General features: G+C 37.8%; 17 protein-coding genes. 10 read left to right on the forward strand and 7 right to left on the reverse strand.

The features are described 5' to 3' along the window. The 5 genes from SJY38_RS06600 (at position 1) to SJY38_RS06620 (ending at position 6398) form a co-directional block, all read left to right on the forward strand. On the forward strand, positions 1–1164 hold the full coding sequence (locus SJY38_RS06600) for a hypothetical protein (RefSeq protein WP_377109448.1): 1164 nt from the start codon (positions 1–3) through the stop codon (positions 1162–1164). Further along, entirely contained in the window at positions 1161–2273 is a 1113-nt protein-coding gene (locus SJY38_RS06605; RefSeq protein ID WP_377109449.1) for a hypothetical protein, read from the forward strand. The genes SJY38_RS06600 and SJY38_RS06605 overlap by 4 nt, the downstream gene beginning before the upstream one ends. A 68-nt stretch (positions 2274–2341) precedes the next feature. Beyond that, positions 2342–3991, forward strand: coding sequence for a response regulator (locus SJY38_RS06610; protein WP_377109450.1), 1650 nt, complete (start codon positions 2342–2344; stop codon positions 3989–3991). A gap of 338 nt (positions 3992–4329) precedes the next feature. Beyond that, entirely contained in the window at positions 4330–5154 is an 825-nt protein-coding gene (locus tag SJY38_RS06615) for an alpha/beta fold hydrolase (protein ID WP_377109451.1), read from the forward strand. Between the two features lie 467 nt (positions 5155–5621). Next, complete coding sequence (locus tag SJY38_RS06620) at positions 5622–6398, forward strand: DNA/RNA non-specific endonuclease (RefSeq protein WP_377109452.1); 777 nt, start codon at positions 5622–5624, stop codon at positions 6396–6398. A gap of 891 nt (positions 6399–7289) precedes the next feature. On the opposite strand, the gene SJY38_RS06625 is transcribed toward SJY38_RS06620, so the two are convergent. The 6 genes from SJY38_RS06625 to SJY38_RS06650 form a co-directional block, all read right to left on the reverse strand. Further along, entirely contained in the window at positions 7290–8249 is a 960-nt protein-coding gene (locus tag SJY38_RS06625) for a sugar-binding transcriptional regulator (RefSeq protein WP_004586535.1), read from the reverse strand. Between the two features lie 163 nt (positions 8250–8412). After that, positions 8413–9426: an ABC transporter ATP-binding protein gene (locus SJY38_RS06630; RefSeq protein ID WP_029772719.1), complete on the reverse strand. Its 1014-nt coding sequence runs from the start codon at positions 9424–9426 to the stop codon at positions 8413–8415. Between the two features lie 10 nt (positions 9427–9436). Next, entirely contained in the window at positions 9437–10267 is an 831-nt protein-coding gene (locus SJY38_RS06635) for a carbohydrate ABC transporter permease (protein WP_377109453.1), read from the reverse strand. A 2-nt stretch (positions 10268–10269) separates the two neighbouring features. Beyond that, entirely contained in the window at positions 10270–11142 is an 873-nt protein-coding gene (locus SJY38_RS06640) for a carbohydrate ABC transporter permease (protein WP_024033631.1), read from the reverse strand. A 118-nt stretch (positions 11143–11260) separates the two neighbouring features. After that, entirely contained in the window at positions 11261–12565 is a 1305-nt protein-coding gene (locus tag SJY38_RS06645; protein WP_377109454.1) for an ABC transporter substrate-binding protein, read from the reverse strand. Positions 12566–12704: 139 nt separating this feature from the next. Then, positions 12705–14027 carry a hypothetical protein gene (locus SJY38_RS06650; protein ID WP_029772291.1) on the reverse strand — a complete coding sequence of 441 codons (1323 nt, stop codon included), beginning with the start codon at positions 14025–14027 and terminating at the stop codon, positions 12705–12707. A 466-nt stretch (positions 14028–14493) separates the two neighbouring features. Between SJY38_RS06650 and SJY38_RS06655 the strand changes: the two genes are divergently transcribed. From SJY38_RS06655 to SJY38_RS06675, 5 genes are read left to right on the forward strand one after another with little or no spacing between them, the layout of a single operon-like run. Then, positions 14494–14877 carry a response regulator gene (locus SJY38_RS06655; RefSeq protein ID WP_273588242.1) on the forward strand — a complete coding sequence of 128 codons (384 nt, stop codon included), beginning with the start codon at positions 14494–14496 and terminating at the stop codon, positions 14875–14877. 12 nt (positions 14878–14889) lie between these two features. Continuing rightward, entirely contained in the window at positions 14890–15795 is a 906-nt protein-coding gene (locus SJY38_RS06660) for a MoxR family ATPase (protein WP_248442361.1), read from the forward strand. Then, a complete protein-coding gene (locus tag SJY38_RS06665) occupies positions 15779–16792 on the forward strand; it encodes a DUF58 domain-containing protein (protein ID WP_377109455.1) in 1014 nt (337 codons plus the stop codon). Before SJY38_RS06660 ends, SJY38_RS06665 begins: the two co-directional genes overlap by 17 nt. Then, positions 16785–18746: a transglutaminaseTgpA domain-containing protein gene (locus SJY38_RS06670; RefSeq protein ID WP_377109456.1), complete on the forward strand. Its 1962-nt coding sequence runs from the start codon at positions 16785–16787 to the stop codon at positions 18744–18746. Before SJY38_RS06665 ends, SJY38_RS06670 begins: the two co-directional genes overlap by 8 nt. 8 nt (positions 18747–18754) lie before the next feature. Beyond that, positions 18755–20077, forward strand: a complete 1323-nt coding sequence (locus SJY38_RS06675) for a Na+/H+ antiporter family protein (protein WP_377109457.1) — start codon at positions 18755–18757, stop codon at positions 20075–20077. A gap of 209 nt (positions 20078–20286) precedes the next feature. Here SJY38_RS06675 and SJY38_RS06680 read toward each other — a convergent pair whose 3' ends face one another. Further along, positions 20287–20721: an acyl-CoA thioesterase gene (locus tag SJY38_RS06680; RefSeq protein ID WP_096041759.1), complete on the reverse strand. Its 435-nt coding sequence runs from the start codon at positions 20719–20721 to the stop codon at positions 20287–20289. Between the last annotated feature and the right edge of the window lie 4 nt (positions 20722–20725).

Raw genomic sequence — 20725 nt, forward strand, 5'->3', positions numbered from 1 at the left:
ATGAATAAACAATACCAACAGGGCTACATACTCACTATTGAGCTGATTTTAATTATTACCATTTTAATTATTGGCTCTATTGGGGGTGTTATTTTAGTGCGCGATGCACTTATTAAGCGCTATCACACAAAAGTAGATAATCAAATAACAGTGGTTGATGCTAATAACACCCCTTTGGGAATCGCCATTGGGTTTGATGAGCACCAGGCCCCTTTAATTTTTTACACAGACCGCCAAGTCAATGCAACATATCGCGCTTTAATTGGGATACGCGATGACAGGTTCACCTCACGAGAAGCCATTTATTACGATGCGCCTAATTGCCAAGGCAACCCGTGTATAAAAAGTTTAAGTGATGAGTTTTCAGATAGTTTAGGAGTTAGTAACACCGCGAATAGTGGCAATGTAAGTTATATCAATGCGCTACAGCAAGGCCCTAATTATGCCATTGGGCAATTAAGTAACTCCGTAATGGGGCAATTACTAAAAAGTACAGCATTAGCGTGCCCCGCAACCGGTGACGAAATTGTATCGCGCTATATGTCTCAAAAGGTAGTTACTGGTAACCCATGCGAAAGCTTTTCAATTGCTAAACAGCAAGCCGATAGTAGTTGCTTGGTTGGTGTAACTGCGCTTGGTAATCCGTTATTAGGCATAGACAGTCAGCAATTATCGCAGTCGTGCAATAGTTGCCAAACAGGGTATGAGCCACAAGGCGATATTCTTGATTTATATTTGCCACAAGTTGAAGTGTTATTAGGAACCGCGCTTGATGCACTGTCGCTCATAGGTGTAGCAAGCAGTGTAGATGTAGAGCTAGGCAGTATTTGCTGCCCACAAGGTACGCAACTAGAAGAAGATGAAAATATAGTAGAAACACTGGTATTTACAATTTTAGAAACAACCTTTGAGCTGCTAGGTATCGATTTAATAAATAACGACATAATTATTCAAACGCTGGCCCTTATTGGCATAGAGCCTGGCGTAACTTACTGCGAGGCTTCGCTCAATTTAACTTCGGCAGAGCCGGTGTTAAATACACAAGGCGAACCTGCTTTAAATAACTTACTTCCGCCATTTAGAGTAAAACTTCCATCACATACAAGTGCTAACAGCACGCGTTGGATTTCTACACCGCCGAAAGGTGAAGGAGTGCGCCCATGAACAGTTTATATGCAAATAATATAAATGAATTTAACAACACACAAATAGATGAAATAAAACAAGAAATAACCGAAACGCTGACCCTAATGAAGCAGTTTTATGATGTTTCTATTGTTAAGTTCGTTGATTATAATGCCTTGTATACGCAACAAATTATTAGCTGCGATGACCCATACAAAGCCGACAGTGAATTAAATAGCTTGGCACAAACGTGCACACAAGAAAAACTCTACATAATTGAAGACACCTTATTTGACCCACTAACAAAAGGGCGCTGCCAACAGGTACGCTTTTACTCTCAATATCCCATTTATAATTTAGATAACAGCTTAATTGGCGTACTGATCATTGCCGATATTTCACCTAAAACATTTATAGGCTCTCAAAAAGAGCAATTTGTATCTTTTGCGCAATTACTGCAAAACCAGCTTAATAAGCATTTTACCCCAACTAAGACAATTAAACCGAGTGAGACAAAATCACTAAATCGTTTTGTTCACTTATTTAGCTTAGCGCCGGTGGCCTTTTTAATTGCGCTGGTTATTTGCTCGTTCTCGGCTTTGCTTTTATATACGTTAGATAAAAAAGATAAAAAAAGTGCCTATGCCATACAAACTCAGCAGTTAAGGCAAACGCTGTTTGATGCATTAGAGCGCTTTGACAACCAAGCACTTTATATTACTCAAAAAGATAAAATTGTCGCAGGCTTTTTAAAAAGCCAACAAAGTTATACTCAGCAACAATTAAGTGATTTAGTAAAAACGCAGGTATCAAGCAGTTTAACGTATAAAGGTTTTGTTGTATTTGATAATGACTATAAACAACTTGCCATATGGTCTAAAAACAACTTTGATTTAGCAGCTTACGGCTTTACTAAGTGGCTAAACGCATTTTCAATGCGAGCAAATAAACAATCAGTAGAGGTATTTACTGTGGCCGATACAGCGTTTTTAATTTCAGAAATAAACTTGGGTAATAGCGCTATTTATACACTCACAGCCTTTGATTTAAGTAAGTTTTTAAATGCCATAATAGGTAAGCTAAATACGCAAAATTATAATTTATTTATATCAACCCCTCAGTTTATATTAGGAAGTAGGGGGAGCTAAATGTTAAAACTATCCCTAACAGCATAAGCGCAGCAAGTAGCCGTTTTCCTGCTACGTGGCGCTTGCATGTGCAACCCATTAAACCGATAACGCCTGCTAATGTATCTAGGTTCGACTTATTTAAACTGGCATTAATTAGCTTAGCTATATTTGCATTTGTTTATTATTTTTTACGTTTACCAAGGCGCTTACATGACGAAATTAAACAAAAAAATACCCTTATACTTAATAGAGAATCGCTGTTTTCAAGCTCGCTTGATGCGCTGCCGCATGGCTTTGCCATTTTTAATAGTAACGAATTTCCGGTAATAACTAATCAGGCATTTAACGAATTGTTTTCTCATGTTATTCAAAACAATAAGCAATTAAGTTACAGCCAAATAATGAGTATTTCTCAACAAAATAATATTATTACGCATTATCAAGAGCATAATAAATTAGCTAATGAACATAGCCAATTAATAGATATAGGATTTAGCGATGGCCGCTGGATCACCGTTGTGCAAAGGCATACCGACTTTGGTGGCTTTGTTTGTTACTTTAGAGATGAAACACAAGCGCATCAAAAAGAGTTATTACTTGCCCAAGTAGTAGAAAAATCTAAGCAAGCTAACCAGCTAAAAGATAAATTTGTAGCACGCTTAGCAATGCAATTAAAAGCACCACTTAGTTCACTGCAATCTATAGTAGAGCTTAATTATAAAAACAGTAAAGGCAATTTTAACAATGAGTTAGAAAATGCATGCACACAGTTAAGTTGTGTTGTGCAGCAGTTGGTTAATATAAATAAAACCGATACCGGTAAATTAAAGCTTAAAATGAGCGCTATTAATTTAGCTGACTTACTTAAAAATACGGCCGATATTCTTAATAAAGACTCTGATGATAAAAATATAATTATTAATAACAATGTGCCCATAGATAAAGGCATAAGCAGTGATGAAAAACTGATTATGCAATTAATTATTCAGCTTGCTAGTGAGCTTATAGAAAGCACACATCAAGGCAAATTGTCGTTAAATTCTGAGCTGATTAACGAGCAAGGTAAACATTATTTGTCGCTGGATTTTTCTATAAATAACTTAGCAAATCAGGGAAGTTTTTATAGTCAGTTACAAATGGTATGCAAACAACGGTCTTTTGAAAGCGATATTAATTTTGATGCTACATTAGAGCTGCGGTTTTTTCTCTCAATTTTTAAAATGCTCGGCGGTAAAAATATTACTGTGCACGAGCGCGGTAAAACAACATCTATTAATTTATCGTTATTAGTTAACACGGTAGAATTGTTACCCGTAAGTGCAAACAAGCAAGAGTTTATTACTGAAACTACAACGCATACAGAATTTAACAACACCAAATCGTTGTTATTAGTTGATGATGAACCGCTCGTAGAAATGGTTATTAAAGCCATGCTGAAAGATGAAAACGTAGCAATAGATTATGCAAGCAATGCAATAGAAGCTATGTTGATGGTGTCGCAAAATAATTACGATATTATTTTAATGGATATTGTTATGCCAGAACTCTCGGGCACAGACGCGATGCTTAAAATAAAAAAACATAACGCAGACAAGCAGACCAAAATTATTGCCCACACTTCAGATTCTGACACAAATAGTAATGCTAAGTATGTTGAGCTTGGGTTTGACGACATGCTTGAAAAACCAGTAAAGCAGCAAGTATTAATTAATAAAATTAAGCATTTGCTAAGCTAGGCCAAATTAAACAATATAAAACTGTAAAATACACAGGGCTTATTATTTTTAATAGGCCCAAACTGGCAGTAATTATTTCATGTAGCTGCTACTTTATTTCATAATTTTAAAAATGAAGGTTATTTTATAACTCTTTATATTTTACTCTTTTCGCTTAACTCAAAATTAACCCTACTTACCATTAATAGCCACAGACCGCGTTTTAAAGCGCTCTCAGGTTTTTGTAATTATTTAAACCTCAAAAAAATTATTTAAAAAACAAGCTGGGATGATAATTGCTCATCTCTATACATACACAGGTTTAGGCTAAATTTAAAATATTGATGAGGATATTAAGTATGAGTAAAACACAAACCATTACCGTTGAAGGCCACAAAATTGCATATCAAGAAATGGGCGAGGGCACACCTCTACTATTATTACATGGTATTCCGACTAATAAATCGTTATGGCGAAATGTTATGCCAACACTGAGTGAGCAACATCGTGTTATTGCACCTGATTTACTCAATTACGGCGAATCGGATATGCCAAAAAATACCGATGTATCAATTAATGCTCAGTGCAAAATAATCATTCAATTTATGGATGAGCTAGGTATTGCTAAAGCAAACATTGCCTCTCATGATATAGGTGGCGGAATTGCACAACTCATGGCGGTAAATTACCCAGATAAAGTAAACAGCTTAATATTAATTGATAGTGTTTGCTTTGATTCTTGGCCAATACCCGAGTTTGAACCTTTGCTTGAGCCTGGTGTAGAGCAAGAAACATCGGTTGATGAGTTTGTTGGTACGCTAAATGATTTTATGCCAAAAGGTGTATACGATAAAAGCATAATGACCGATGAGCTGAAAAAACAGTATTTAAAGCAATGGAGTAATGAGCAAGGTAAAGCAGCGTTATTTAATAATATGCGCCGACTTAATAAAGAGTATACACAAGCAATTGCCGGTGAGCTTAAAAGCTTAAAGCATGAAACCCTCATTTTATGGGGTGATGAAGATAACTTTCAAAAACCTAAATATGCACCTCAGTTAGCTCAAACCTTACCAAATGCAACACTAACTTGGATAGAAAAAGCAGGGCACTGGGTTATTGATGAAAAACCAGAACGGGTAACTTCGTTAATGGGTGAATTTTTGGCTGATAAAAAGTTTTAAAATACCTTAATTTAAAAGCCTAGTTAGCCACTTTGGCTAACATGTATATAACACCATGCCGTTTGAGCTGTATTAATTTTTATATAATTAGTTACTCAAACGGCTTTTTGTTTTCATCTATTTTTTAGTATTAAACCATTTAAGTATAAACCGCTACTAATAGCTCAATATTCATACATTAAAAGTATGCGTAAACGCTTTATATCAGGGTTATTACGCATAGAAAACCACAAAGAACTCAATTTAACATAATACATGTAGGTATATAAAAACCCCTTTATTCGCTAGGTCTACAAGTGACGTTACTACGTTAAATATAAGGCGAGGGTAACTGTATACTCGCGACTTTTATTAGTAATACCAAAAGCCTAAGACGATATTATTGTATTTATAAACAATTAGTTAGATACATATTGCTGTAATAATGTACTGCTAATTTTTACCCTCATTTAATTGAGGATAAAACAATGAAGACAATAATAAAGGCATCAATAGTACTTACAGGTTTATGTTTTGCGCACAGTGCAAGTGCAGACAATTGTTTACAAGGTTGCCCAACAGGTTTGAATAATGGTAATACAATTGAGCGAAGTATTTATACTTTAAAAAATAATCGTTATACAAAGTTTGCAGATTGGGTAGCTTACCATGTTACGACTAGCACTATGAGTGGACCATCGAGAAGCAGAAGTTGGAAAGCCGATCCTGACCTATACTCACATTACACGTTAGAGCCTAATGATTATACTGATGCATATGCAACAATAAATACCGATAGAGGCCATCAAGTTCCATTAGCATCTTTTAGCAATACGGATGATTGGAAACTAACAAACTTACTTTCTAATATTACGCCGCAATCATCCGCATTAAATCAAGGCCCATGGGTTAGGCTTGAATCTGCAGTGCGAAATCACGTAGGAAATGGAAATGATTTATATGTAGTAACGGGTCCATTATACGAATATTATTTTGCAGAGTTACCACAAGCTAACGAAGCGCATACCATTCCAAGTGGCTATTTTAAAATTGTTATGCAGCAAACTGGTAGCACAATTAAAGCATCGGCGTTTATTATGGAGCAAACAGCAAGTCGCAGTGATAACTTTTGTAATACCGAAGTAAGTATTGATGAAGTTGAATCGCGCTCTGGTATAAATGTAATGCCAAACTTATCGTATAACAGTGCACAAACAATTGAATCATCAGTGTATGGTTTAAGGTCTGAGCTAGGTTGTAACTAAGTCATATTATTTTTGAGTAAAGCCTTAGGTTTTGAAGAAAAATCTAAGGCTTTAAATTAAACCTGATATGAGTCGCAAAAAATCTTGTAGCAATAAGTTAGCTTTAAATAAAATGATAGAAACGAAGATTACTAAATTTGATTCTGTTTAAAAAGGGTAATTAATTTTTATAAAGGGAATATAGAGGCTGCTATATGGAATTTGTAATAGCTAGGCTTTATAAGATTGAAAGACTACATAAATATTAGCGAAAATATCGGTGTAAATGTAGTGCGTAAGTTGTTGTTAAAAGTTACTGTGCATAATAATTCGAACGGTTAACTGAAAGACCAACTTTAAAAGACTATTACTCAAAACACCATAAATAGGGGTTTATACGTAATAATAGAAGCATAGTTACTCTGATTATGTATTAATTTACCTTATTTAACATAATATGAATTATAGGTAGTTATGTATATTATAATAAGGAGTGCGTATTACACTCCCACTATGTCCAATACTAGACGGTATCGGACATTAAGGTTGTTTTTACCAAGCTATACCAAGCCTTACTTTGCTAAGTGCTTTTAGTTTATTTCTGGTCATTACGCTTTTATTATCCATTACACTTAAAACTTTACTAACTATATTACTTACAAAGAACTTTAAGCATTGGCTACTTTAAAATTTTAACTACACCAGTTTTTGCTTTGCTATTTTCATCAACGTTCTTTCATTGCGGCGCTCTTTTATTACAGCGCTATTTAAAACGTTTTATGAAAAGGCTAAATTTATTAAAACTTTATTGGTATTTTAAATGAGCCTGTTAATTTTCTTTATTTGAAAAATAAAGGCTCATTCAGTCAGTTATTATCCGTAGATTTTAAAAAGCTAGCTAAACAACCTTAGCTAATCCATACTTAAAATACGTTCTGCTGTGTATTCGTTAGTAATTAAACCGCTGATCATATTCGATCTAACTGCACCAAGTATCGCAAGTACTTTATCTTCACCGGCGGCTATAGCGTAAATTTGTTTATTACCTTCAATTTTTAATGGCGTACTGGCAACTCGTTGGTTTACAGTGCAGTCAATTAATTGGCCGCGTTTGTCGTAAACCCAGCTGATCATTTCGCCCACAGCCCCTAAATTTTGTAGCTCTTTTAGCTCTTGCTCATCAACAAAGCCATCAATATGCAATGGCGATTTTTCGCCTAGGCTACCTACACCCACAAACGTTACGTCGGCTTGGGTGGCCAATTTTAAGTTACTGGTAATATTATGTTGTGAATGCAATTGCTGTTTCTCTTCAACACTTCTTGGTAATACAGGAAGCGGCATTGGGTAATGCTTTGCATTTATATGCTCGGCCATTCTAACAACTACATCATAAGGTGAAGCCGACCCGTCAAGTGCCATGTTACCAAGCATAGCCACAACTTTGTGTTGGCTACAATCTAGCGTTGGCAGTTCATCAACGCATGCACGTAATACGCGCCCAGTACCCATAGCTAAAATTTTCGGTGTTTCTGATTTTAAATGACGTTGTATTTCAGCTGCACCGGCTTGCGCTAAACCTACTGTAGAGTTTGGATCTGAGCCATCGCTAGGCACTACTTCACAAGAGTCTAAGCCAAAACGGCTTTTAATTTTTTCTGCTAAATCCATACATTTAGCAATAGGATGATCGAGCCTTACTTTAATAAGCCCTTGGCTTACAGATAATGCCACCATACGTTGAGCCGATTGACGAGATACATTGAGCTTTTTGGCAATTTCGTCTTGTGTTTTACCCGCAACATAATAGAGCCACCCTGCTCTAGCTGCATCATCGAGCTTACGTATTTCTGTATTTGATAGCTTTGCCACACAAACCTCTTATTTTGATAAGCCGCTTAGTTTAGCGATAAATCATTTTATAATATTTGCAAATATATCATTCATTTATAAAATGCCGAAGTGTCACATTAATTTAATAACCAATACTTTAGGTAAATTTGCTATTCCTAAAGTATTGGCCTAAAACGGCGGATTAAACTGTTGGGTTTTTAATCGTTAACCCATTTTTATCAAATCTATGTACCTTGTGCTCAGGCGCACTTAAATATATTGTATCGCCATATTGTAATGGGCAATCGCCATCTGCTTTTACCGTAACCGTGCTGCCATCGTTAATAGTTACATGTAAAAAGCTTTCAGAACCTAAATGCTCGATAACGCCCACAGTACCTTGCCAAGTTCCTGACTCAGTTGAAATTTCAAAGTGCTCAGGACGCACACCTAAACTATGCGTTTGTGCATGGCTATCGTTATCTACTTCAATAAAGTTCATTTTTGGTGAACCAATAAAGCCTGCCACAAATTTATTTACCGGGTGCTGATACAGCTCAAGTGGCGTACCGACTTGCTCAATAATCCCCCCATTAAATACTGCAATTCTGTCTGCCATAGTCATCGCTTCAACTTGATCATGTGTTACATAAATCATTGTTGTAGCTAAGCTTTTGTGTAGCTCAGAAATTTCTAAGCGCATATTTACACGCAGCGATGCATCTAAATTTGAAAGCGGTTCGTCAAACAAAAAAGCCGACGGTTGCCTAACAATTGCACGCCCTATTGCTACACGTTGGCGTTGCCCGCCCGATAATTGCCCTGGTTTACGGTCTAAGTAATCAGTTAAATTAAGTATTTTAGCAGCATTTGCTATTTTACTTTCAATTTCAGCAGGGCTTACTTTTGCACGTTTTAGTGGAAACGCAATATTATTGCGTACACTCATGTGCGGGTACAGAGCGTACGACTGAAAGACCATAGCTAAACCACGTTTTGCCGGTGGCGTCTGTGTTGCATCTTGGCCATCAATCTCAATTGTGCCGCTGGTTGTGTCTTCCAATCCAGCAATCATACGTAGTAATGTTGATTTGCCACAGCCCGATGGCCCTACAAATACAATAAATTCGCCGTCTTTTATCTCTAAATCAAGCGGTTTAATTACGTTAACTTCATCAAAACTTTTAGTTACTTTTTTTAGTGTGATGCTGCCCATGTGTGTTCTCCTACTTTACTGCGCCAAAGCTTAAGCCGCGCACTAATTGTTTTTGACTAAACCAACCAAGAATTAATATTGGCACAATGGCCATGGCAGAAGCTGCCGACAACTTGGCGTAAAATAACCCTTCTGGGCTTGAGTAACTGGCAATAAATGCCGTTAGTGGTGCGGCATTCGCAGCGGTTAAAATGAGTGTCCAAAATGCTTCGTTCCATGCCAAAATTACGTTTAACAGTAATGTTGAGGCTATGCCGGGTAATGCGATTGGCAGTAATACATGAAATATTTCTTCGCCAATAGTTGCACCATCCATTCGTGACGCCTCTAAAATTTCACCCGGAATTTCTCTAAAGTAGGTGTATAACATCCATATCATAATCGGTAAGTTTATTAAGGTCATAACAATAACTAAGCCCAGTTTTGTATCTAATAAAGCAAAGTCTCTAAAGAGTAAATAAATAGGAATTAACACCCCTACCGGCGGGAGCATTTTTGTAGAAAGCATCCACATAAGTAGGTTTTTAGTTTTTTTCGTTTGCACAAACGCCATTGACCACGCGGCTGGTACGGCTATTAATAAGCCCAATAAACTTGAGCCGAGTGATATAACCACCGAGTTCCAAAAGTGATCAAAATACGGCGAGCGGGCTAACACATCTTGATAGTTTTCCAGTGTCCAATCAAAAGCAAATAACGCTGGTGTGGCTGATATTGCTTCTGCTTCGGTTTTAAAACTGGTGATTAATGTCCATAAAATTGGGAAAAATATCATCCCACTGATGGTCCATGCTGCCAGGGTATAAATTAGTTTTGATTTTTTATTTGCTGCACTAGCCATGATTAACCCTCTAAGTTTTTACCAATAAGGCGCATTAAAAATATGGCTACAATATTGGCAATAATTACTGCAACTATGCCCCCTGCTGAGCCCCCGCCTACATCAAATTGTAATAACGATTGGGTGTAAATTAAGTAAGTAATATTGGTGGATGCATACCCAGGCCCGCCACTGGTTGTCACTAAAATTTCTGCAAAAATAGACAGTAAAAATATAGTTTCAATTAAAATAACAGCGGTAACAGCGCGTGATAAATGCGGCAGCACGATGTAAAAAAACTTACTAAAAGGCCCTGCACCATCTAAATCGGCAGCTTCGAGTTGTTCGCGGTCAAGGGATTGAATTGCCGTGAGTAATATCAACGCTGCAAACGGTAACCACTGCCAAGAAACAATAATAATGATTGAAAACAAAGGCATTTGCGCAAAAAAGTCGATAGGTTCAAACCCGAGCCAAATTGCAAAGTGTGCAAATAATCCATTTACAGGGTTCATAAACATGTTTTTCCACACCAAAGCCGATACGGTTGGCATAACAAAAAATGGGGCGAGAACCATAATACGAACATAGTTTCGCCCCCATATTGCTTGGTCGAGGAGAACAGCTAAACCGATACCACCACAAATTGTGATAGCTAATACACCCGTTACTAAATAAAGGGTATTAAAAAAGGATTCAACAAACGCGGGATCTGTTAAAAAAAACTCGTAGTTTAAAAAGCCTACAAATTCGCGTTCACCAGGAATAAGTAAGTTGTAATCTACAAACGAGAAATAGAGTGTCATGCACAGCGGCACTATCATCCATCCTAGTAATAAAATTACACTAGGAAATAGCATTATGCGTGCAAGCGTACGAGACTGTGTAGTTGCCATATCAGTGACCTTCAAAAAGTCAGCATTAACCTTAGCAACAACGACAAACGGCTACTAGATAACATGCTAATGCTGACGAAAAATACGAGGTAAGCGTTAAACTTACCCGCCTACTTATTTATTTTGGGTAGCGTGCTTTACGCATTGTGCGCTCAACTAGGCGTTGTGATGTGTTAAGCGCTTGCTCAACAGTCATTTGCCCAGTAAGTGCAGCGGAAAACTGCTGCCCAACAGCAGTGCCAATTCCTTGAAATTCAGGGATAGCAACAAACTGAATGCCAACATAAGGCACGGGTTTAACAGTAGGGTTTTTCGGGTCGGCCGAATTAATAGAATCAAGCGTTATTTGTGCAAACGGTGCTGCATTCATGTATTGCTCGTTTTCATAAAGTGATGCGCGAGTACCCGGCGGTACTTTTGCCCAGCCTTTGTTATCGGCAACTAATTGGCTGTACTCTTTTGATGTAGCCCAGCTAATAAATTTCATTGCAGCATCAGATTTTTTACTGCTAGAAGGAATTGCAAGTGTCCATGACCATAGCCAGTTACCGCGTTTACCTAAGCCATTATCTGGTGCAAGTGCAAAGCCTACTTTATCAGCGACTTCAGAATCTTTTTTATTGGTTACAAATGCGCCAGCAACCGTTGCATCAATCCAAATACCACATTTACCCGTTTGAAATAACGCTAGGTTTTCGTTAAACCCATTCGCTGACGAACCCGCAGGACCAGACTCTTTCATAACATCTACATAGTACTGGAGTGTGGCTTTCCACTCAGGGGTGTTAAATTGTGGTTTCCAATTTTCATCAAACCAGCGAGCGCCAAACGAATTTGCCATTGAAGTAATTAAAGCAACATTTTCGCCCCAACCTGCTTTACCACGTAAGCAAAGGCCATAAACACCTTCATCTTTATTGGTCATCGCTTTTGCAGCTTTTTGAATAAAGCTCCACGTAGGCGCGTTTGGCATTTCTAGGCAGGCTTTTTCCATTAGGTCTGTACGGTACATAACCATAGAGCTTTCGCCATAAAATGGGGCCGCGTATAATTTGTTATCTATGGTTAAACCACTGCGAATAGCCGGTAGTAAGTCATCAACGTCGTAATTTTCACCTAGGTTATCAAGCTCAGTTAGCCAGTTTTGTTTACCCCAAATTGGCACTTCATATGTGCCAATTGTCATTACATCGTATTGGCCGCCTTTTGTGGCAACATCGGTTGTTACACGTTGACGTAAAATATTTTCTTCTAGTGTTACCCATTTTAATGAAATATCTGGGTTTTGTTCTTCAAAATGATTGCTTAGCTCTTTCATGGTGATCATGTCACCATTATTAACAGTGGCAATGGTTATGGTTTCTTTAGCGGCTACGTTAATAGCCATAACTGAACACGCGAGCATTAATAATTTAGTTTTCATCGGGTTAACCCTCATAAATATGTTAAATGACGCTTAAAAAATAACTGTAAAGCGCCTTAGTAAATAAAGCGGTGAGTAATTTCAACGTATTTACAGCGCTGAAATTACTTTTAAACCAAACAGTAAGTTAGTAAGCTATTTAAAATTTAACTGAGATTTCTGAGGTGAAACCGTCAAAACCACGACCAATTTGGCCGCCTGAGTTTGCGCCTTCTTCTTGATTTACATACTCAACTTTTAAAAGTGTAGAATCTGTAAACCAGTAACCTGCGGCTACTTGTAAGCGCTCAACGGTGTTATCGTTTTGGCTGATTAAATCGGAAGTGTTTTCTGACTCTGCATAGCGCGCGGCTACGTAAAGTTTTTCAGGAATGATATATTGCTGTGCTTCAACGGCGTAATATTCTACTGAGCTTTCGCCTTTAATTACACTGTTAGAATCAAACGTAGTACCGTTTTCGTCTGCCACGCCATCTGTACCAAAATAGGTAATACCTGCCACTGCGTTACCTGCAGAGTCTGCAAAGGTGTAATCGTCAGACGATTTACCCAACATTAAAATGATGCTGGTTTGATCTGATGGCTGATACGCTAAATTTAATTGAATGATAGACTGATCAAGCCCTGGCATAACACCTACGTGAGTATCACGTTCGCTTGAAGGAGAAGCCGAAAAGTTATAGTTTTCGCCATCACCAAAACGGTAATTTGTTGTTGTGAGTCCATCTAAGCTCGCTACGCCATTTTCAAAACGAAGTTGGTCGCCTTGGTTAGCTTGTAAGTAATTTAAGCCAACTTTAAAGCCACCTTCAAACTCTAATGTACCTTGTAAGCGGTAATTAAAGCCTCTATCTTCTTGAAATGCTTCGCCAAAGCTTGATGTAGTAATGTGACCTGCCACGTTATAAGAACGAAGCACACCACTGTCAAAAGTTTCTGTGTAGCTTAATTGTGCACCGTTTTCTGCGGTTGCGTAGTCGTTAATGCCGTTACCAATTAAGGCATTACCTTGGTTATCTGCGCCATCTTGAAAACCTTTAAACTGAAATGGAGACGCACCAATATTACCTAAACGAAGCGTTAAATTTTCGTTTTCGTTTGGTGTGCCGTATAAGCCAAGTAAATCAAATTCAATACCTGCAAAGTCGTTATGGAACGAAAAATCACGGTCGCCGCCGCCAAAATCGTTTGGCTCTTCGGCTATATCAATGTCGGCAGTAATGTATTCATTTATATGAAACTTAAGCATTAAGTTAGCTCTAATACGCCCAAAACCTGATGATTGTTCTTCATCTCCAGGACGAAATGCACCGTCTTTAGCTTGAATAGACTGAAAGTTTTGCATTGCTAGAAAGTTAACGTCAAGGCGGTCAAAGTAATCTGACATTTCTGCTTGTGCAGGCGCCGCCAATGCTGCTGCTACTAAAGTTAGCGCAAATTTAGCTTTCTTATTATTTAACATAATGAACTCTCTATTTAGTGTGTTGTGTATTTTCAGTGTGCAGCTAAAGCAAATGGGCATTTTATTTAAATGTGTTTTTAAACTTCGTAATGAGCATTGGCCCAGCTAATGAGCATAATCACAAATGAATAATGTAACGTCAACATCTTTTATTACAAAACATTTACATGAAATCGCACTTATAAAAATTTACATTTATAAACAAGGGTTTAATAGTTTTGAATTCCAAAATAAAATTGCCAGTTATGACTAAAGTCTTATTTAAAGTGTTCTGTAGAGGGCTGTTGAAGATCGTTATTTAACATTTATTAACCAATTAAATGGTATGGGCGTTTAATTAATACGGCAGGTTTAGGCGCGTAAAAGCGCTAATTGGTTGTTTTTTGATTTACTTTCTTGAGCTTATACAGTGCTTAGCATAAAATTAAATTACTTTAGATGTATAAAAAATAGAAGTAATTAACATATGGAATTTGTGCGCCCGCTTGAGCCTATACTTATTATTGATGACGTTAAGGAAATACGTGACTACCTAAATCAAATATTAACGGAGCTAGGCTTTGAAGATATTTTAGAAAGCAACGATTACCTTTCTGCAAAACCCCTTCTTGATAAAAAATTACCCAATGTCATATTTTTGGATGTGGACTTACCTGATTCTGAAAGCTCTGATATTCTAGAACATATTAATGATAGCTACCCTCACGCTCACGTTGTTATGTGCTCGGGTCATAACACCCTTGAAAACGTGCAAAACACATGGGAATTAGGCGCTAAAGGCTTTATAGAAAAACCTTTTAACGCTAAAAAAGTTAATTCTGTTATGAAGCGTCTCGAACTAAGCGAATAATATAAGGTCAGTATGCAAAGCACTGTTACGGCAATTATCGACGATTTATCGAGTGTAATTTTTGGAAAAAAACAACAAATAAAACTAGCACTCACCTGCTTATTCAGTGAAGGACATTTACTGATAGAAGATTTACCCGGTATGGGCAAAACTACGCTCTCACATGCACTTGCTGCTGTGCTTGGGCTGTCGTATCAGCGTATACAATTTACAAGCGATCTTTTACCTGCCGATATTTTAGGAACTAATGTATTTAACGCTAATGAGCACACGTTTACATTTCATAAAGGGCCGATTTTTAGCCAAGTTGTATTAGCAGATGAAATAAACCGCGCGGGCCCTAAAACGCAAAGTGCATTGCTTGAGGCAATGGAAGAGCAGCAAGTTACAGTAGATGGTACTAAGTACACATTACTAAATCCTTTTTTTGTAATTGCCACGCAAAACCCGCTTTATCAGTCGGGTACTTACCCACTTCCAGAATCGCAGTTAGATCGATTTTTAATGCGTATAAGTTTAGGTTTTCCTCCTAAAGAGGCTGAAAAACAACTTATTTTAAACATTAAACCGCGAGACTACAGCAAATTACCACAAAGAATAGACGCTAAGCAGCTACAACAAATTCAAACCTTAATTAACCAAATTGTGATAAGTAGCCCTGTAATCGATTATATTATTGAATTAGTAACGCATACTCGTCAAAGCGCAGCATTTGCAGGCTCTCTCTCCCCTCGGGCAAGTATGGCGCTGGCTAAAGCGGCTAAGTCGTGGGCATTTATTGAAGGGCGAGAGTTTGTAACCCCTGACGATGTACAAGCTGTATTTGCAAGTGTGTGCCAACACCGCTTAGGACTGCATAACGAGTCGGGAGAAGCGCAAGTAAATGAAATCTTAAAAACCGTTGCTGTGCCAGTTTAACGTGTTATTTAAAAAAAAAGCCAAAAAGGTCAGTATATTAGGCGCATTAAAAAAGCGTTTACTTAATAAACTACTTAAAAACAAGCATTCAAAGCAATCCATTACGCTGGCTCATAACAATATATATGTAGTGCCCTCGCAACTCGGCTTTTACTTTATTATTGTGGCTATTTTAAATTTTGTTATGGGCATTAATTATCAAAATAACTTAATTTTGGTGATGGCTTATTTAATGTTTGTGGTGATGATTATTGCCGTTCTGCTTGGTTATACAAATGCCAAAGGGCTAAAAGTTGAATATATAAAAAGTTTTGCCAGCTTCTCACCAAATAAAGGCTCGGTTAAATTTATTTTAAAAGCCCCTACACTTACGCAATCAGTATCGCTTAGCTACTCGAGTGACCCTGAATATGCAAAGCACTTAGCGCAAGTTACGCCCAAAGACAGCGCTTTAATTATTAACCTACCTTATAATGCCCGCGGTAAATATACCCTTGAACGTTTTAAAATACACAGTAATTACCCATTTGGGCTGGTAAGCGTGTGGAGTTATATACAACCCAATGACTCTGTTTACGTTTACCCTGCGCCAGAGCATGTATTAAACGACACTTACAACAGTACGTTTGAACACACAACGCAAACAGGCAGTATTAAAGAGCTCGGCAGCGAAGAGTTTGATGAGCTAATTACGCATTTACCAGAAATGGGATTGCAGCGAATTTCATGGAAACATTACGCTAAATCACAGCAGTTACTCGTAAAAGAATTTATAGATTATAAAAAGTCCGATATTGTTTTTGATTTTAACCTGCTAACGGGTAACACCGAGCAACGCTTGAGTCAGCTTTGCTTTTTAGTGTGTAATGCATGCGAAAACAACACACCGTTTACACTAATTTTGCCCTCAGCAAGTTACAAAGCAACTAACGACACGCACGATAAATCACAGTGTTTAGCACTTCTGAGCGAATACGGCGGAGCAACTAATGGCTGAGCTATTAAATTACCGGGCAATTAATTTAGCAATGAGCTTTATATACGCCTGCTTATTTGCGTTTTATTTATCGCATATGCCCATACTGTTTATTGGGGTTTTATCGCTTTTATGCATTTGGAACGTGTACTTAACACTGACTAACAACCCTAAACCTAACGCGTGGCTTGCAAATATTTTGGCTGGATTAGCTTTAATATTAATGATTTACACCATAGGTATAGGCGATACAGTAATATTATTTGTTGCTATGTTATTGCTCTCTAGTATTTTTAAATTACTGCAGGCTAAAACAAAAAAACATTACCATATTATTGTCACACTCACGTTTTTTTCTATTTCATCGGCGTATTTGTTTAACCAAAGCATAATAACCACCTTAACCATGAGCGCCCTATTTTTACTCAACTTTGCTGTATTGAGCTTAATTGAATCTTCGCATAGTTTAAAATTAGCCTCTAAACAAAGTGCTAAGCTGTTATTTATTGCTTTGCCTTTAGCAATATTTTTGCTGTTGTTTTTACCTAAAATGCCCGCTTTTTGGCAGTTACCTGGGCCAAAGCTTGCTAAAACAGGGCTCTCTGAACAAGTAGACCCGTTTGATATTGCAAAGCTGTCTAATTCTGATGAACTGGTTTTTAGAGCGCGTTTTGATAACGACACGCCCGCCTCACCTTATTATTGGCGAGCACTTGTACACGATACCTTTGATGGTAAAGCGTGGAAAACATCTGATTTATTAAAATATAATAATCAAAGCGCTGATCCCAATAAACAAACTTTAGTACAACATACCTACACTATTATTGCCGAGCCTGCTAATCAAAAATGGTTATATGGGCTTGAATACGCAACCAGTAATAATAAAAATGTTGAAAGTAATGCGCTAGGGCTATTACGAAAAAAACAATATCAAGCTAAAAGCTTGCAGTATCAGGTATCAAGTGCAGCACTGAGTACAGAGCAACTTTCAAATTGGCAAACCGCTTATTACACACGCTTAAATAACCAAACAAACCAACAAGCAGCCAAGCTTGCTGCCAAACTTAAACAATCAACAACCTCGCAAAGTGACTTTTATAATGCATTGCTTAGCTACTTTGCGAAACAAGAATTTAGTTACACGTTAACCCCTGAGCCAATGACCGGTGACAGCACTATTGATCAATTTTTATTTGATAAAAAACGCGGCTTTTGCGGCCATTACGCCAGTGCAGCAGCGTATATTTTTAGAAGCGCCGGTATTCCCGCGCGCTTGGCCAGCGGTTATTTGGGTGGCGAAAAAAACCAAACAAATAACTATTTATCGGTTCGCCAATACGATGCCCACGCTTGGGTTGAAGTGTATATTAATAATCAGTGGCAGATTTTTGATGCCACTGCGGTGGTCGCCCCCGAGCGTTTAAATGGTTCACTTTCGCAAAACGAAGAACTCAATGATGAATTTAAAAGTAATCTCGATTTTGGCTTAGTGAGTTTAAGTAACTTTGCAGCCGTTAATTGGTTAAGGCTCAAACTAGAAACCCTTGATTACCAATGGACCAGCTGGGTACTTGGCTTTGACGAAGAAAAGCAAAGCAACTTTTTAAAATCACTTTTTGGTAGTAAACATCTTTGGCTGGTACCTTTAGCGGTTATTTTAGGACTTGCTTTTAGCTTTGCTGCTTACTTTATTTATTTAAATTGGCCACGCAATAAAAGTAAACGCCCGCCGTTAGTTTCAGAATTTGAAGCAATTAAGCACTGGGCAGATAAAAACGACATAGCGGCGCCTAGTCACTATTCACCTAATCAGCAGTTAATATACTTTGCTGAGCAAAGCCCTGATGCTGCGGAACCTTTAAGCGAATTTAGCTATTTATTTAACCAAGTGCGCTACGCTAAAAAACCTTTTACTAAAGAACGTAAAAATCAGGCTAAAGATCTGATAAAATTAATTAAATCTTCAAAATAGAGAAAACTATGAATGCGGTTGTTATAGGCGTTATTTTAATGCTTGGGCTCTCCTTAGCCCGTGTAAATGTCATTGTAGCTATGATAATTAGTGCACTTGTAGCTGGTTTAACAGCAGGTTTAGGGATAAAAGAAAGTGTTGATGCATTTAATTCTGGCTTGTCGGCCGGCGCTGAAATTGCACTAAGTTACGCAATGTTAGGTGCCTTTGCAGTGGCTATTTCAAAATCGGGATTAACCCGTATCCTCGCCGAAAAGCTATTAAACAAAGTGAATGCACAAGGTACAGGCAGCGAAACCTTTTTAAGCTATTTTATTTTATTAATTATATTAGGCTGCGCTATTTCTTCTCAAAATTTAGTGCCTGTGCACATAGCCTTTATACCTATTTTAATCCCCCCTTTGCTCGTTGTGTTTAATCAACTACGTTTAGACCGCCGCGCCATTGCCTGTATATTAACGTTTGGTTTAGCTACCTCTTACATGGTATTGCCTTATGGATTTGGTGGCATTTACTTATACTCTATTTTGCATAAAAACTTAGTTGATAACGGCCTAGACATAGTTAACACACAAGTGCCTATGGCAATGATTATTCCTGCCTGCGGTATGCTGGTTGGGTTAATTATTGCGGTGTTTATAAGTTACGCAAAGCGCCGTGACTACCAAGCGCAACCGTTAACAACACAAAGTAAAGCTAGCGACATTGAGAAACCAAAAAAAGTGATGATCGTGGGTTTGTTTGCTGTACTTTCATCATTGGTTGCACAAAACCTAAGTGGCTCTATGATATTAGGCGGCCTTGTTGGCGTGATGATATTTAGTGTATTTGGTGTTGTTAAGTGGGAAGAAAACGGCGACGTATTTAGTAAAGGCGTCGCCATGATGGCGATGATTGGCTTTATTATGATTTCGGCTCAAGGGTTTGCCTCAGTAATGAAAGCAACCGGTGATGTAGCAAGTTTAGTTCACAGTGGCGCGGCGTTATTTGATGGCAATAAGCCCCTCGCTGCGGGCTCTATTTTATTGGTGGGATTATTGATAACAATGGGTATTGGTAGTTCGTTTTCTACAGTGCCAATTATAGCTACCTTATTTGTTCCTTTATGTTTAGATTTAGGTTTCTCGGTTATGGCAACTGCGGCTTTAGTGGGTACAGCGGGTGCATTAGGTGATGCGGGCTCTCCAGCCTCTGACTCTACACTTGGGCCAACATCGGGTTTAAATGCCGATGGTCAACATGACCATATACGAGATTCGGTGATCCCCACCTTTATACATTTTAATATTCCATTACTTATATTTGGTTGGATTGCGGCTATGGTGCTTTAACACTTCTGCACTTATAGTGTGTATAATTCATTATTTTTAAGGCATGTATTTCATGCCTTTTTTATAACTCCCTCTTTGCTGACTTAATCTATATATTTTTATAGCTGCTAAGGTTGCTTTTACAATTAATTAGTATGATGTGTTCTTTTTATATAAATTAAATAAGCACCTAATAAAGGTGCTTATTTAAAGGCCGCTTGCCTTAATATTTAATTATCAAAACCGTAAATCATTTTATCGCACACAACCGGTGTCGGTCTGTGATCATCATCTACGGCTACAAAGGTAAAGCTGCCTGAAATAGCCGAGTGCTTATCATCTTTATGCATGGTTTCTAAACAAATATCCACATCCACTTTAAGTGATGTATTGCCCACATGCACAACTTTAGCAATTAGCTCAGCAAAAGTCCCCGCTGGAATAGCCTCTTTAAAATCAACTCTATCAGATGAAATAGTCACTAACGGCTTTCGGCAAAAACGAGTGGCGGCAATAAAAGCAACCTCGTCCATCCATGCTAACGCATCGCCACCAAATAATGTGTTGTGATGATTAGTGCGCCCAGGAAAAACCGTTTTAGTAACCGAGGTCGTTGAGTCTTCAATACGCTTTGCAATAATTGCATCGCGGTTAATGTCTGTCATAGTA

The sequence above is a fragment of the Pseudoalteromonas sp. R86517 genome (assembly GCF_042466295.1).
Classification (GTDB): Bacteria; Pseudomonadota; Gammaproteobacteria; order Enterobacterales; family Alteromonadaceae; genus Pseudoalteromonas; species Pseudoalteromonas atlantica.

Bases quoted from the DNA above. Each gene is read 5' to 3' on its own strand.
- SJY38_RS06600 (WP_377109448.1), top strand. From the start codon at position 1: ATGAATAAACAATACCAACAGGGCTACATACTCACTATTGAGCTGATT.
- SJY38_RS06605 (WP_377109449.1), top strand. From the start codon at position 1,161: ATGAACAGTTTATATGCAAATAATATAAATGAATTTAACAACACACAA.
- SJY38_RS06615 (WP_377109451.1), top strand. From the start codon at position 4,330: ATGAGTAAAACACAAACCATTACCGTTGAAGGCCACAAAATTGCATAT.
- SJY38_RS06620 (WP_377109452.1), top strand. From the start codon at position 5,622: ATGAAGACAATAATAAAGGCATCAATAGTACTTACAGGTTTATGTTTT.
- SJY38_RS06630 (WP_029772719.1), bottom strand. From the start codon at position 9,426: ATGGGCAGCATCACACTAAAAAAAGTAACTAAAAGTTTTGATGAAGTT.
- SJY38_RS06635 (WP_377109453.1), bottom strand. From the start codon at position 10,267: ATGGCTAGTGCAGCAAATAAAAAATCAAAACTAATTTATACCCTGGCA.
- SJY38_RS06640 (WP_024033631.1), bottom strand. From the start codon at position 11,142: ATGGCAACTACACAGTCTCGTACGCTTGCACGCATAATGCTATTTCCT.
- SJY38_RS06645 (WP_377109454.1), bottom strand. From the start codon at position 12,565: ATGAAAACTAAATTATTAATGCTCGCGTGTTCAGTTATGGCTATTAAC.
- SJY38_RS06650 (WP_029772291.1), bottom strand. From the start codon at position 14,027: ATGTTAAATAATAAGAAAGCTAAATTTGCGCTAACTTTAGTAGCAGCA.
- SJY38_RS06655 (WP_273588242.1), top strand. From the start codon at position 14,494: ATGGAATTTGTGCGCCCGCTTGAGCCTATACTTATTATTGATGACGTT.
- SJY38_RS06660 (WP_248442361.1), top strand. From the start codon at position 14,890: ATGCAAAGCACTGTTACGGCAATTATCGACGATTTATCGAGTGTAATT.
- SJY38_RS06670 (WP_377109456.1), top strand. From the start codon at position 16,785: ATGGCTGAGCTATTAAATTACCGGGCAATTAATTTAGCAATGAGCTTT.
- SJY38_RS06675 (WP_377109457.1), top strand. From the start codon at position 18,755: ATGAATGCGGTTGTTATAGGCGTTATTTTAATGCTTGGGCTCTCCTTA.
- SJY38_RS06680 (WP_096041759.1), bottom strand. From the start codon at position 20,721: ATGACAGACATTAACCGCGATGCAATTATTGCAAAGCGTATTGAAGAC.